This window comes from Croceitalea marina, from assembly GCF_042684265.1.
Lineage (GTDB): Bacteria > Bacteroidota > Bacteroidia > Flavobacteriales > Flavobacteriaceae > Croceitalea > Croceitalea marina.
Genome location: NZ_JBHULB010000008.1, coordinates 398993 through 415462 on the forward strand (window position 1 = coordinate 398993; position 16470 = coordinate 415462).

Below are 16470 nucleotides of genomic sequence, written 5' to 3' on the forward strand. Positions count from 1 at the left end.
TATTATTTTGCAGTAAAAGAAAAACTTAGTTCTTGTTTTAAATCTGGTGGCAAATCGGGTAACTCAGAGCGCGGTATTAACAAGGTGGAAATGTTATGTAAATCTCCAAAAAACTTATGCTTTTGTGCTGTTTCATTTAAATAATCATGTCCGCTTGAACCTCCAGTGCCAATCTTTTTACCTAGCATTCTCAATACCATTTGCGCATGTCGGTAACGCCATGTGGTGAATTTACTATCTATTTCCATTAATTTGGATAGTAATTTAAAAGGAAGATGCAAAATAGGCTCGTCTCGATATAAATTTATAAATAATGCGGCAACGGTAGCATCATAAGAAAATCTCAGCTCCCCTGCGGCCTTTAATTTCTTATGAATTTTTTTATCTAAAACAGATTGAAAGTAAGTGTCTTTCGAGCCCAGCATTTTTAAACGCATTTTCTTTTCTTCCTCTTGTAAGTATGAAGATGTTTTTATCGCTTCTTGTTCTTTTCTAACCATTTTATCTACGGCAACTTCATAACTTTCTAAAAAGGCAAATTTGCCAAATTGTATAAATGGGGTACGTTCTAACCATTTCTCAATAGCATCAAATAGGGTTCCATTGGCGTAAATGGCATCTAATCGTTCTTGCTGTTCTTTAGGAAAAAAAGCCGCATAGTGGTGATTATTATAGGTAATGCGTTCTTCTTCGGGCAGACCCAATAAGCTTTCGACTAATCTAAACTGAAAACTCTGAAACCCTGAAGCCGGAAAAAGATAGTTTCTAAAATCCAAAAAATCCAATGGTGTCATAGTCTCCATAATCTCGATTTGTTGAATCAACAAATCCATTATTTTCTCGATACGCTCTATTCTTGAAACTACGGTACCAACACTGCGTTCATCTACCTGCTCATTACCGAACATGGCTAAGATAGAGGCCAACTCATGAACAATCTGTTTAAACCATAGTTCATAGGCCTGATGGGTAATAATAAAAAGCATTTCTTCATGCGCTGGGGCTCCTATTGCCTCGCTTCGCGGATGTTGGGCCTCTAAAATTTTATCCAATTCCAAATAATCATGGTAATGAATGGTGCTATATTTTTTGGAATTGTTTTGTCCCTTCATGTTATATTCAATTTAAAATCACCTATATTATTTTGGATTTGTAAAGCCCCTTTTTGCAGTTTTTTCACATAGTTCGGAAGTTCCTCTTTTTTAAATCTATTGGCGGGGCCTGCAGCGCTTAAACTAGCAACAATCTCATTTTTCTGATTTAGAATGGGGACAGCTACACAAATCAGCCCTATTTCAAACTCTTCATAATCGACAGCATAGCCATCCTTTTTTATTTTTTTGAGTTCTTCTTTCAGCTGCCCGCAATCGGTTATTGTATTTTCTGTGTACCTTTTCAATCTTTGGACAAAACGATTTTCATCATAAGAAGAAAAAGCAAGGAGCACTTTTCCTAAACTTGTCGCATGTGCTGGACTATAAGACCCTATCGTTGTGCTAATTCTTAGCCCTTGCGGACTTTCAACCTTATCCACATAGTATACTTGTTCATCTTTAAACACTCCAATATGCACAGTCTCCGTAATGTTTTTTGCCACCTCCATTAATACAGGATGGGTTTTATCCGTAAAAGCAGATTTAATTCTAACTCGATTACCAAGTTCAAATAGTTTCAGCCCAAGACCGTATTTTCCAGAAACTGGATCTTGATACATAATTCCTCTTTTTTGCATATCTGAAAGAAAGCGATAAACCGTACTCTTACTTGCATCAAGTTCTTTGGCCAATTCAGTTACACTCCATTCCGCTCGGTCAACCGTAAAATACTCCAGTATCGCAAAGGTTTTATCGACGGAACTTTTAAGTGCTTTAAGAACAGCCATAGATTTTTAATTTACTTTCAATGTTACTTTACCAAGTTCCTCTACCTCAACTGCTACAACATCATTCTTGTGCACATATACTGCTGGAGTAGCCGCACCTGCCAGAATAATCATGTTTTTCTTTAAATCAACATTGTACTGTTTTGCCAAACGAAAAGCCTCTAATAACGAGTTCAATGGATTACCTAAAATTGCCTTAGAATTTCCGCTTTGCACAAGTTGCTTGTTTACCATCATCTTAATTTCCAAATTTGACGCATCAATTGAAAAATCTTTCCAGTCACCAAGCACATAGGCAGATGAAGAACAATTATCAGCTATAACATCTTCTAAAGAAAATTTAAAATTCTTGTATCTAGAATCTATAATTTCAATAGCTGCAGCAACGTTAGATACGTATTCAAGAACATTATCGTTCGTCACATTTTGATCAACATCCTTTTTTAAAAGATAGGCCACCTCAGGTTCGGCTCTTGGATGAATAAATCTTTTACTATCTAAATATCCATGATTTTCAATTTCCATCTTATCGGTAAGTCTGCCCCAAATTAAATCATGAACTCCCATTTGTTCCATCTTGGCCTTGCTGGTAAACCCAAGTTTAATACCTGAAAGAACTTCTCCCCTTTGCATTCGCAAGTTAATTGCGGCCTCTTGAATCTCATAGGCGTCACCCAATGACAGCTCAGCACGTTCACTTAATTGTGGTATGGGGGCTGCATTCTTTGCAGCATCATCTAAAATCTCGGGAAACTCAACAATATTTTGTTTCATTATATGAAATGCAATTTTATTATATGAAAATAAATAAAAAAATGTCATCTGCCTAATCGAGAATCAAATTTTTAGGATAGAAATGGTATTAAATTCTACTATTGGGGGGTATAAGAAACAGATTTAATTAGGGTGGATTATACTTTAATTCATCTACTCTGATAATTAAGAGATGTTTAAAAATCAAGTAGTAAAAATAAAAACCCCACTAATCTATAAACTAGCAGGGTATTGGTGCGTTACAAAATAATTTAAAGAAATGCTACTATTACATCTATCTCTATGATTTTCATTTTTCACTTACATATTAAGTAGTCTCCTTCATTATGTTTTTATGACAAATAATTACAATTAATCAATCTTTTAGTTACGAATTAATCTTATGATAAAAGCATTTACTCAATGATAAACTCAGATCTGCGGTTGATATCATGTTCCTCATTTGTACAATCAATCCCATTTGTGCATCTGTTTAATAATTGCTTCTCACCATAACCTTTGGCTTTTAGCCTACTTGAACTTATGCCTTTGTTTACCAAATAGTTTAATGTAGCCTTAGCACGTCTTTTCGAAAGGCTCAGGTTATAACTATCATCTCCTCTACTATCCGTATGTGACTTAATAGTAATTTTAGATTTCGGAAATTGACGCATATAGTCCCGAACTTTTTCCAGTTCGACTATGGCATCGGGTCTTATCGCTGATTTGTCCAAGTCAAAATAGATAGGCCTGAGTTCTAATAATTTTGTAAGGTCTGTTCCTTCTTTTGCTTGTTTTTCTTCAGGTTTCAGCAACAGTTCCAGGTTGTTGATTTCTTTCGATGTTTTAAGGTTGAACTGTGTCTTACCGTCATCGAAGCCTCGTTTTGTACCTACAATAGTGTAATCTGTTCCATCGCATTCGAAAGCGGCCGAGAATTGCCCTTTTTCATTTGATTTTGTGGAAGTGAGAACATTACCATTGGTCCCGAAAATCTCTACACTGGTATTTGCCAAAATGCTGCCGTCGTCGCTATTTTTTACAATACCCGAGATATTCGAAATACATTTGAAGACCAGAGGTTCGGTTTCCTGAAAAGAATAGATATCATCACTTCCCAATCCATTAGGTCTGTTCGAAGCAAAATATCCCTTTTTGCTTTCCGTATCAATTATAAAAGAAAAATCGTCCTCATCACTATTTACAGGTTCTCCCAAGTTCAGTACTTCTTTTGGTCGATTGGGCAGTATTTCCGAAGCAAAAACATCCAGACCGCCCAGACCGGGATGACCGTCGGAAGCAAAGTATAAGATATCATTGTCTGTAATAAAAGGGAAGGTCTCTCTACCTTCTGTATTAATTTCCGGCCCAAGGTTAACGGGCTCGCCAAAGTTACCGTCATCGAATAGTTCTACAACCCATATGTCAGATGCCCCGAACGTACCCGGTCTATCGGATGCAAAAAATAGTCTTTTTTCATCACGGTCCAATGTGGGGTGGGCAGTGGAATAATCATCTCCATTGAAAGGCAACGCTATGATGTTTTTCCATTCTCCTTCAACAAGATCGGCCCTAAAGATTTTCAACCTGCTAACGCCTTTTTTGTCCCTTGAAAATCGTCTGCCATTATCAGAATTGTTCCTGGTAAAATAAATAGTCTTTCCATCTTTTGTGAATACAGTAGAAGATTCGTGGGTCTTGGCGTTCAATGTTTTGGAAAAACGTTTTGGGTTATTGGCATTACCGTTTTCATCCATGGTTCCTGAAAATAAATTCAGGAAAGGAGTATCGTTCCATTCATGGATTCTTCTTGTGGCAATACCAGTGTCCCTGGCACTGGAGAAAACCAATTGATTTCCAAAAAACGAGGGTGCAAAATCCGAACTTTTAGAGTTGATGTCCGCTAATGATATTTCATAACGCCCAGAACGCTTTTTGATATCCTCTAGATAATTTCTGTTGTTTGTAAACTTTGATGCTCTTCCGTCGACCTTGGACCTTTTTATGAACTGTTCCATCCACTCATGGGATTTTTCATATTGCTTTAAACTTTTAAGACTCTGGGCATACCTGAAATAATAGTTGGCTTCGATTTGTACAGAATCCATAGTAAAGAGTTGTCCATACCACTTGGCAGCCTCTTCATAATTGGCGTTCAGATAGTTGGCGTTACCAAGGTTCTGAAAAATCTCTTGGCTGGTGTAACCCGCTTCGACCATATCTTCATAGGTGCCAATCGCATCTTGATAGGCAAAAGCTTCATAATCGATTTTTGCCCTTTTGGCCTTTTCATTTTTCTGCGCATTGCCCGAGAAGATGCTAAGTACGATGATTAGGGCAGGTATATATCTTAGTTTTGTCATTTTAAAAGAATCTAGGGGTTACTACTTTTCTATACCGGGTCAAAAATTCATATCTCAAGAATACCTCGAAAGAGCCATCGTTAAAAGCGGTATTGCCCAACTCAGTGGTTTCGCGGTCATATGCCAGGCCTAACATGAACTGGTCGCTTAGCTGTATGCCCACCAAAGCACTGAGAGCAGCACTCCATCTGTACGCGGCCCCAAAAGAGAACTTATCCCTCAATAAAAAATTGGCGGAAAGGTCGGCCTGTAATGGAGCACCTTGAACCGCCTTAAAAAGAACCGCTGGTTTAAACTTCCAATCTTGGTTCAATTCAAAAACATACCCGGAAATCAGATACCAGTTCATACGTTCTTGCGCTAGAAAAGAGGAGCCCCCTGTTTCCCCTGATCGATCAAAATGTTCCGTTTCCAAAAAGTTGGGTACTGAAAGCCCAGCATAGAACCTATCGGTATGATAATAAACTCCGGCTCCAAAATTTGGAGAGAACTTTTTATCGATGTTTGGGGGGGCGCCTGCGCTCCCTTCGGCTTGAAAGTTGCGAAGTTGATTAAAATCTACATTGAGAAAATGCCCTCCTGCCTTTAGACCAAAGGAAAGTTTTCCTTGATCAGAAGTAGGTATGGTGTATGAGAATGCTCCATCAAAATAGGTGTCTTGATTGGTTCCGTTACCAATTTCATCATTTACAATAGACAATCCGATACCTACCCTTCGAGAAACAGGGGTGTTAAAGTTTAAGGTCTGTGTTGTAGGTGCACCGTCCAATCCTACCCATTGCGAACGATGTAATGCAGCTATGCTAAAAACACCCCTTGAACCGGCATATGCAGGGTTAACCGACAGGGTATTGTACATGTATTGCGTATACTGTGCATCTTGCTGCCCATATATTGCAGCCGAAATCGTAAACAGTAATACTAAAGTGATATATATATGTTTCATGGTTTTCACGCTAAAATTTATTATCGATTGATGTATAGATATCCTGCTCTGGATTTTCCTTCGCCGTTTACTAAATACTTTATTACATAATAGTAAACCCCTACAGGTAGCTGGTCATTCTCTTGAATCGTTGCCCTACCATTGGAAATACCTGTAAAAACATTACCTCTATTATCATACCCCTTGGTCTCAAAAACCTTTACGCCCCAGCGGTTATAAATTTCAACGGTATTATCAGGGAAGCTTTCGATATTTCTTATGATGAATGCGCCTTGATTCAGATTTGGATCAACCAAATCGTTCTCGATATCGATATCACAAGCGGCACCTTCCGGTGGCGTTCCACCTACAGAATCACAAGGGTCTAATGGGTTTGTACCATCAGCCACCTCTTGACCATCATTGATACCATCTCCATCTGAATCCGGATTATTTGAGTCTGTTTCACCTTCGTCGACCGAGCCGTTGCCATTTACATCTTCTTCATCATTGGTAAGACCATCCTCATCACAATCACTTGTACCAAGCGGTGTACCACCACTAGAATCGCAATCATCCAAAGGATTAGTGTTATCAATAACTTCTTGGCCGTCATTGATACCGTCTCCATCAGAATCAGGATTGTTAGGATCCGTACCCAAAGTAGCTTCTTCGGCATCGGTCAATCCATCTCCATCACTATCACAAGCACTGTTTGAACTGTTCGGGTCACAAGCATTTAATGGATCACTTGTTCCGTTAGGTGATTCACCTGTACTCGGGTCATCAACATTATTCACCTCTTCACCATCGGTCAGGCCGTCACCGTCAGAATCAGGATTGTTAGGGTCCGTGCCAATTGCAATTTCTTCGCCATCCGTTAGTCCATCACCATCCGTATCGCATAAAGCGTCCGTGTTATCAGGGTCACATGGGTTTAATGGATCGCTTGTTCCGTTAGGAGATTCACCTGTACTCGGGTCATCAACATTATTCACCTCTTCGCCATCGGTGAGACCATCACCATCAGAATCAGGATTGTTAGGGTCCGTGCCAATTGCAATTTCTTCGCCATCCGTTAGTCCATCACCATCCGTATCGCATAAAGCGTCCGTATTATCAGGGTCACATGGATTTAATGGGTCACTGGTGCCATTAGGAGATTCGCTCGTACTCGGGTCATCCACATTATTCACCTCTTCACCATCGGTGAGTCCATCACCATCAGAATCAGGATTGTTCGGGTCTGTGCCAATAGCAATTTCTTCACCATCCGTTAGGCCATCGCCATCTGTATCGCAAAGAGCATCCGAATTGTTAGGATCACATGGATTTAATGGGTCGCTTGTTCCGTTAGGAGATTCGCCCGTACTCGGGTCATCTACATTATTCACCTCTTCACCGTCGGTCAGGCCGTCACCATCAGAATCTGGATTGTTAGGGTCTGTGCCGGCATTGGTTTCTTCATCATTGGTCAATCCATCGTTATCACAATCTGAAGCACCTGTTGGTGTACCGCCAATAGAATCACAAGAATCGTTGGGGTCTGTGTTATCGCTAAGTACTTCTTGACCATCGTCAATACCGTCACCATCAGTATCTGCTATATCTGGGTTTGTACCCAAAGCCGATTCTTGGTCGTTGGTCAATCCATCATTGTCACAATCGCTTGCACCTAAAGGTGTACCGCCAACCGAATCACAATCGTCCAATGGATCGGTTCCGTCAACATTTACTTCTTGCCCATCATTTATTCCATCACCATCGCTGTCAGGGTTATTTGGATCTGTACCTGCAGTTGTCTCATCAGCATTGGTAAGGCCGTCATTGTCACAATCACTTGTGCCCAATGGAGTTCCACCGTTTGAATTACAATCGTCCAATGGGTCGCTGCCATCGATATTGGCTTCTTGGCCATCATCGATACCATCCCCATCTGTATCAGGATTTTCAGGGTCGGTACCCAAAATAGTTTCTTCATCATTGGTTAGGCCATCATTATCACAATCTGCAGTGCCAAGAGGGGTGCCACCTAAAGAACTACAAGAATCATTAGGGTCCGTACCATCCAAAGCTTCTTGACCATCACTTATACCATCGCCATCAGAGTCTATATTGTCTGGGTCGGTCAAATTTCCATTTGGATCTGCAGGAGTCGCAGAGTCATCAACACCAGTGGTCTCTTCAGCATAGGTTAGCCCATCATTATCACAATCGCTTGTACCAACAGGCTGCCAATTTGGATCAGACCTTGGAATACAGGGGTCTGCAGGAGCAGGATCATCTACATCACAAATATTATCTCCATCGGTATCTACACAAGTGGGTATACTAATAAATACGGTAGCCGTATCACATACTGTACCATTGCAGACTTCATAGATCACCGTAACCGTAGAATCGTCTTCAGCTGCAATCGCCGTATAGGTAAGTTCACCCGTAGCTTGATCGATACTTATTGTTCCTGCAGCAGTGCCAGTACCCAAGTCGGTAATAGTGCTACCCGCCAAGAAATCGTCATTTATTAGAATATTAATGGTCTTTGGAACGCCCACATCTGCTGTAGTATTGTCATCTACGGCTGTTCCAACCCCAGGGTTCGGATCGGTACCATTAGGGTTACCATCTCCATCACAATCGCTCGCGGCCAGTGGTGTGCCACCCACCGAGTCACAATCATCGTTAGGATTTGTGCCATCCAAGGCTTCTTGACCATCAATTATACCGTCACCATCGGTATCGGCATTATTAGGATCAGTTGTATTACCATTAGGATTTGCTGGAGTACTAGGGTCATCTACACCTGTTGTTTCCTCATCATTCGTCAATCCATCATTATCGCAATCACTGGTTCCAAGTGGCGTTCCTCCAAAAGCATCACAATCATTATTAGGGTCGGTACCATCCAAGGCTTCTTGACCATCAGAAATACCATCACCATCTGTATCGACCACATTAGGGTCTGTTGTATTACCATTAGGATTTGCTGGAGTACTAGGATCATCCACGCCTGTTGTTTCCTCATCATTGGTCAAACCGTCACCATCACAATCCGCTGTACCTAAGGGAGTACCGCCTACCGAATCGCATGAATTATTAGGGTCGGTACCATCAAGGGCTTCTTGTCCGTCAGAAATGCCATCTCCATCCGTATCCGCGATATTTGGATTTGTGGAAATACCATTAGGATTGGCCGGGGTGCTAGGATCATCAACTCCTGTAATCTCTTCACTATTGGTGAGTCCGTCACCATCACAATCACTTGTTCCTAAAGGCATACCGCCAACAGAATCACACGAATCATTGGGATCTGTACCATCCAAAGCTTCTTGACCATCAGAAATACCGTCTCCATCAGTATCCATTAGATTTGGGTCTGTAGTATTTCCATTAGGGTTTGCCGGAGTTGACGGGTCATCTACTCCTGTAGTCTCTTCATCATTGGTCAAACCGTCGTTATCGCAATCACTGGTTCGTTGTGGTGTTCCGCCGATTGAATCACAATCGTTATTTGGATTGGTGCCGTCCAAAGCTTCCTGACCATCGCTTATACCATCACCATCCGTATCTGCAAGCATAGGATCGGTTATGTTACCGCTTGGATTTGCAGGTGTACTTGGGTCATCGATACCCGTAGTCTCTTCATCGTAGGTTAAACCGTCACCATCGCAGTCACTAGTACCGACCGGTTGCCAATCTGGATTACTCATAGGAACACAGGGGTCATTAGGTGCTGGGTCATCCACATCACAGATATTGTCACCATCTGCATCCGCACAGGCAGGAATGGTAATGAACACTGTTGCCGTGGCACAGACCGTTCCATTACAAACCTCATAATTTACGGTGACCGTATTATTGTCTTCTGCTGCGGTTGCGGTATAGGTTAACTCGCCTGTAGCCTGATTTAGAACAATGGTTCCTGAGGCCGTACCCGTACCTAAATCTGTAATGGTACTACCCGCCAAGAAATCATCGTTAAAAAGTATGTTAATTGTTTTCGCAATACCAACATCGGCCGTAGTATTGTCGTCGACAGCGGTCGCCGTATCAGGATTGGGGTCCGTACTGGTCGGGTTACCGTCGCCATCACAATCGCTATCTGGTAAGGGTGTTCCTCCAATGGCATCGCAATCATCATTAGGATCTGTGCCATCCAAAGCTTCTTGACCATCACTGATACCATCACCATCGGTATCCGCTATCGATGGGTCAGTGGTTTCTCCATTAGGATTCGCTGGGGTAGATGGGTCATCTACGCCTGTAGTTTCTTCATCATTGGTCAACCCATCATTATCACAATCTGCCGTACCAAGAGGGGTACCGCCCAATGAACTGCAAGAATCATTAGGATCTGTATTGTCCAAGGCTTCCTGACCATCGGAAATTCCATCGCCATCGGTGTCAGCGCTGTTCGGGTCCGTGGTGTTTCCATCAGGGTTAGCAGGTGTACTTGGGTCATCTACACCCGTAGTTTCTTCATCATTTGTTAGCCCATCACCATCGCAATCTTCACTGCCCAGTGGTGTTCCACCGACCGAGTCACAAGAATTATTGGGATCTGTACCATCCAAGGCTTCTTGACCATCTGGAATACCATCTCCATCCGTATCCGCTAGATTTGGATTTGAAGTGTTACCATTAGGGTCAGCAGGGGTAGACGGGTCGTCTACACCCGTAGTTTCCTCATCATTGGTCAAACCGTCGCCATCACAATCGGCTGTTCCAAGCGGTGCGCCACCGACCGAATCACACGAATTATTAGGGTCCGTGCCATCCAAGGCCTCTTGACCGTCAGTTATAGTGTCTCCGTCAGTATCTGCATTGTCAGGGTTGGTTATCTCGCCATTAGGGTCTGCTGGCGTTGCTGGGTCATCCACACCTGTTGTTTCTTCATCATTGGTCAAACCATCATTGTCGCAATCACTTGTTCCTAATGGTGTACCTCTATTCGAGTCACAGTCATTCAATGGGTCGGTGCCGTCTACGTTTACTTCATCACCATCAAATATACCATCACCATCAGTGTCGGGATTGTTAGGATCCGTACCGGCGATGAACTCATCATCATTAATAAGGCCATCGTTATCACAATCACCTGTTGCCAACGGAATACCCCCTATGGATGAACAGTCATCGTTAGGGTCGGTACCATCCAAGGCTTCTTGACCATCAGAAATTCCATCACCATCGGTATCGGTAAGCGTAGGGTCTGTGGTATTTCCATTAGGGTTTGCTGGTGTACCAGGGTCATCAACACCTGTAGTCTCTTCATCATCGGTCAAACCATCATTGTCACAATCATTGGTGCCCTGAGGTTGCCAATTTGGATTAGATCTTGGCTCACATGGGTCGTTTATAGTCTCCGGGGTTTCATCAGCATCACAAATGTTGTCGCCATCAGTATCAACACATGCAGGTACCGTAACAAAAAGAGTTGCCGTATCACAAACACTACCATTACAAACCTGATAATTTATGGTAACGGTGGAATTATTATCTGCCAAGACCGGTGTATAGGTTATTTCACCTGTTGCTAGGTCTATCGATACCGTACCGTTAGCATTGCCCGTATTTAAATCGGTTATGGTACTGCCAACCAAAAAGTCATCATTGACCAACACGTTAATGGTTCTCGGAACCCCGATATCAGCCGTTGTGTTATCGTCTTGGGCTACGGGATTTGTTCTATTGGGATCGGTAACATCTGGATTGCCATCATTATCAGAATCGATATCCAGAAAGTCAGGACTACCATCAGTATCGGTATCCACAGGCACAAAACTTACCCCTGCGCCGTCAACACCACCATCTTCCGCTTCATCTGGAACTCCATTGGCACCGGTTGCACCATCAACTTGGCCATCGTTATCAGCATCTGTTAAACCAGCACCACTTTCAATTACATCATAAATACCATCGCCATCACTTTCCAAATCCAAGTGGTTTGGTAAGCCGTCAAGGTCAAAATCGTAGGCATCTGGTATACCATCTCCATTGGTGTCGGTATAATCTGTTGTAGAACCATCTCCTGTAGTACCATTATCATTGGCATCAGAAAAGTTGGGTACTCCATCACCATCCGCATCTCCAAATGGATCAAGGCCATTATGTTCTTCCGTATCTAGAATGCCATCATTATCATCGTCTAAATCATCTGTATCGACCACTCCATCGCCATCGGCATCTTTAACATCGCGATAATCAACATCACCACCGCCGTTTACATCGCCATCGGCATCAGGCAGAGCAGAAGGGGTTGTGCCGTTTTGTGCCGCACCATCCGCTGAAACGCCATCTGGCACATTGTCAAAACTGTCATCTATGCCATCAAAATCAGAATCATTGCCTGAAGCCGTTGTTCCTCCAAAAGCTTCGGAGGTATCGCTATCACCATCATTGTCACTATCGGTATCTAAATAGTCGGGCACGATGTCGCTATTGATTAGTGCGCCGTCCGAGTTTATTACCTCCGTATTATCGATTCCGTCACCATAAGCAATATCGATTCCGTTAAAATCTACATTTCCACTCGGTGGTATGTAGCCTAAGGTAGATTGTGCCTCTACATTATCAGGAATACCATCGTTGTCTGAATCGAGATCATAAGCATTGGGAATATTATCGCCGTCTGCATCAAACTCGGGTTGCACATTGCCATCAGCATTGCCTATTGCAGCATTGTCATCGTCATCATCAATTGAAGCGGGAACACCATCACCATCCACATCCGCATTTGGGTTTAATCCGTTGTTTTCTGCGGTATCTAAAATACCATCATTATCATCATCTAAATCGATGCTATTATCTATTCCATCACCATCCCAATCCAATGGGTTGGCCTGAATCTCGCAGCCAAAACCATCATTTTGACCTGAATCATCTGCTATAAATACCTTTGTAAAGTCTGTGCCATCAGTTGCATTGGCAACATCGGTAATTCGGTAAATATCACCGTTGCCATTGTTAAAAGCGTATAAATTACCATCACGGTCTTGCCAGACCGCACCAAACGAATTACTGGTAATTGGGTCGGTATTGGTTGTTGCATTGGCTTCGGTTAAATCAAAACGTTCTGAAGAACCTGATGTCAAATTTACTTTTGTTAACCGTATTACCCCGGCGTTGGTTCTTGAAATACCATACACAAAACCATCTAAAAGGGCAAAGTCAGCTGCTCCTGAAAATGTGCCGGTTATGGGCTGGTTTGTAGCGGTAACCGTTGCTGGATAACTAGTAATATTGCTCACACTGAAGGTAACGATGTTACCTCCATTGATGTAACCCACCTTATCCTCAAAAGCAAAAAGCGAAAAAGTTGAGCCAGCTGCTGCACCACTTATATTTATTTGCCCAATAAAATTGAAATTCGAAGGGTCATATACTCTTAGCGTACTACTACCGCTTGTAGGAAATGAATAGACCAATTGTGAAGCTGCGTTGTAAGCAGAATTTGTAGCTGAAGCATTGGTTACCCCTTCCAAAGTTCCAATTTGCACATATTCTTGAATAAAGGGATTGAATCTATAGACCTCGGCCGTACTGTTTCCACCATTCCCGCGGGTTTGATATAAAGTGTTGATTATTCCACAATCGATAGATCCCGTAAAGTTGTCCCTGAAGTCTACATTACCTCCGGTCGCTACGTCGCCATCAGAATCAGGGAAATTATCCAATTGTGTGTCATCGAAAGCTCCATTTGGGTCTGAAAAGTCATCAGCCGGATTATCTACCGCGCTATCAAGGCCATTAGTACCAACATCGCCATTTAAAACAAGACCAGCTTCTGCGGTATCATTTCCACCTTCGTTATCGGAATCTAAATCTAAAAAGTCGGGATTATCGGTGCCATCGGTATTTACCGTGGCTATTCCACTGCCATAGGCAGAATCTAAACCTCCATTTGCGGCGGCATCTCCATTTGGGGGAATATAACCTGCCGTACTTTGAGCTTCAATATTATCAGGTATACCGTCACCATCACTATCTAAATCTAAATGATTAGGAATTCCATCACCGTCAAAATCATACACATCTGGTATACCATCGTTGTTTGCATCGGTGTAATCTGTTGTCGAGCCATCACCGGTTCCATCGTCTGTGGTATCCTCAAAATTCAAAATACCATCACCGTCCTCATCTCCAAAAGCATTATTGCCATCAACATATTCATCAGCATCGGCCAAACCATCGCCATCATCGTCTAAATCTGAAGCATCATCTATGCCATCACCATCTGTATCCGATGGTGGTGCGGCGCATGCCGTAAATGTTGCTGCATCAGTTACGTCTGCATTTGTTCCTGTATACCCATCGGTATTACCTGTAACACGTCCATTATCGGCATCGTATCCCGTTCCGGCAAGCTCGCCTGGTGTCGTTGTACTCTCGGTAAATCCTGCTTCCAAAACATCGGCACAACCATCATTATCTGAATCTAAATCCAAACAATTTATAATCCCATCATTATCAGTATCAGGAACTACTAATGCTGTCAGACCTAAACCACAACCTCCACTAGGGCCGCCAATTACTTCAAAAGTCACTTGCTTAACCCCACTCGCTAAGTTTGCTCCACTCAAACTTAACACTCCATACGTTTGGTTAGTTGCGGTATTACCAATAGTATTACCATCAAAAGCATAGGTTAAACCACCAATAGTAGTTGTAGAGAAAGGTGTTTCGGTGGATTGTGGTATTAGAGGATAGCCATTATCACCAGATAAGGATGTAAATTCTGCATTATTAACTATGGTTCCATCCCAAAGTTCTACTTGAAAATTACCAATATAAGTAGTTTGCGTGCTTGTCGCATAAATATGCTGAAAGAACAATTCCACGTTTACTAAGGGCGCATCAGATGCAATTGTTATAAATTGGCTTGTATTTTCCGAAAAATTAGCCAGTTCTGTTGTACCATCTGCAGACAAAGTAGATTGTGTTGAACTTATAGAAATGTTTGCCTCTAAAGTTCCATTGGTAAGTTTACCAACATTTGGCATATTATTAGTTGTTCCAACATTTGCTGCTACATCCCAATTTGAAGCCATTCCTCCGCATTCAACACTATCTAAAATACCATCATTGTCATTATCAATATCTGTTGCATCTGGTACCCCATCACTATCTGAATCTACAGGTGGTGCGGCGCATGCCGTAAATGCTGCTGCATCAGTTACGTCTGCATTTGTTCCTGTATACCCGTCGGTGTTACCTGTAACACGTCCATTATTGGCATCGTATCCTGTTCCGGCAAGCTCGCCTGGTGTTGTTGTACTCTCGGTAAATCCTGCCTCCAAAGCATCGGCACAACCATCACCGTCAGCATCCGTATCTATATGGTCTTCAATGCCATCTAAATCTGTATCGAAATTATCATTGATGCCGTCTGAGTTCGAATCTACAAACCCTGGAAAATCTGTATCTTGATAGTCTGGCACGCCATCACCATCAGAATCAGCATTAGGATCAACCCCTCCGGGTGTTTCTTCGATATCTAAAATACCATCGTTGTCATCATCTTCATCATTAACATCAGGAACACCGTCACCATCAATATCAGATGAGGCAAAAACAGCCGCCGTAAATTGGTCATCGTCACTCCCTATAGCACCTCCATCAACTCCGGCGACATCTGAAGCCGAGCCCCCGAGCGCAGAAGATGGCGAACTTGCGGTTGCCACGGCGAGTCTAAAATTTTGTGTTGTGGTAATGCCTATATCTGAAAGTGGCACATACCAATCAATAAAAATGGGGTCGTTACCAGCACAACCAGGATTTGTGTTCAGCGCATCGGAGCGCTGACTATTGCTCGCCGGGTCATAGGTACCAATATTCGTTCCGCTCGTAGTGCCGTCTACATTTTCGACCAAAACATCATTATTGTTTCCACTACCATAGATGACCTCAATTTCAAAACCAGGATTTCCCGCTACGCTATTAGGGTCTGAGGGTCCAAAAGCAAAATCGGTATCAAATAAAAAACTATACCCAAAGGCACCATTGGCTTGTCGGGCTATTCGCAATCGAAATAGCATTAATTCATCTCCATTATCCGGTATACCATCAGGGTCGGAAATATAATAATACCCTCCGGCAGAACCTGTGGCGGAATCTCCCATAATATCCGATGGCCCACATGAAGCACCGGTCTGTTGGTCAGAATTTGGCTCTGGAGTTAGTTCGGGAACCGCAATAAAAGGCAACTCAAATTCAGGCAGCTCATGCCCGCCGGTAAATGCCGATCCAGATGCTGTAATCCAACCGTCTCCGTTTGGATCCATAGGATTGGTAGTTGGCGAAGCTGGAGAATATATTTGACCAGGTGTCTGTGCACTAAGTGATGGAATCGCTATAACACTGAGGAAAATAAGTAAGAATCTTAAACGACACAGACTGCTCTGATTAGTATTGGGGAACTTTTTCATAATGTCAAAATGGTTTGTTAGTTATTCTATCAGTGAATACCTAAAAGTAGATATATCAAAGATTCGCTTTTGTAGTAACAAATTCTATTCTTTGTTGTCAACTTAGATATAACTGTGGCA

The 16470-nt window shown here is 42.4% G+C and carries 6 protein-coding genes; all 6 read right to left on the bottom strand.

What is annotated here, in order from left to right:
- Nucleotides 1-2 precede the first annotated feature (2 nt).
- The gene (locus ACFSQJ_RS08885; protein WP_377766595.1) at nucleotides 3-1112 is read right to left on the bottom strand and encodes a tryptophan 2,3-dioxygenase family protein; all 1110 of its coding nucleotides are present in this window, start codon (nucleotides 1110-1112) and stop codon (nucleotides 3-5) included.
- A complete protein-coding gene (locus tag ACFSQJ_RS08890; RefSeq protein ID WP_377766596.1) occupies nucleotides 1109-1882 on the bottom strand; it encodes an IclR family transcriptional regulator in 774 nt (257 codons plus the stop codon). The genes ACFSQJ_RS08885 and ACFSQJ_RS08890 overlap by 4 nt, the downstream gene beginning before the upstream one ends.
- Before the next feature lie 6 nt (nucleotides 1883-1888).
- On the bottom strand, nucleotides 1889-2656 hold the full coding sequence (locus tag ACFSQJ_RS08895; RefSeq protein ID WP_377766597.1) for a 2-keto-4-pentenoate hydratase: 768 nt from the start codon (nucleotides 2654-2656) through the stop codon (nucleotides 1889-1891).
- Nucleotides 2657-3051: 395 nt separating this feature from the next.
- Nucleotides 3052-4998, bottom strand: a complete 1947-nt coding sequence (locus tag ACFSQJ_RS08900) for an OmpA family protein (RefSeq protein WP_377766598.1) — start codon at nucleotides 4996-4998, stop codon at nucleotides 3052-3054.
- 1 nt (nucleotide 4999) lies between these two features.
- Nucleotides 5000-5944, bottom strand: a complete 945-nt coding sequence (locus ACFSQJ_RS08905) for a PorP/SprF family type IX secretion system membrane protein (RefSeq protein ID WP_377766599.1) — start codon at nucleotides 5942-5944, stop codon at nucleotides 5000-5002.
- Between the two features lie 20 nt (nucleotides 5945-5964).
- The gene (locus ACFSQJ_RS08910; protein ID WP_377766600.1) at nucleotides 5965-16350 is read right to left on the bottom strand and encodes a T9SS type B sorting domain-containing protein; all 10386 of its coding nucleotides are present in this window, start codon (nucleotides 16348-16350) and stop codon (nucleotides 5965-5967) included.
- Nucleotides 16351-16470: the final 120 nt, after the last annotated feature.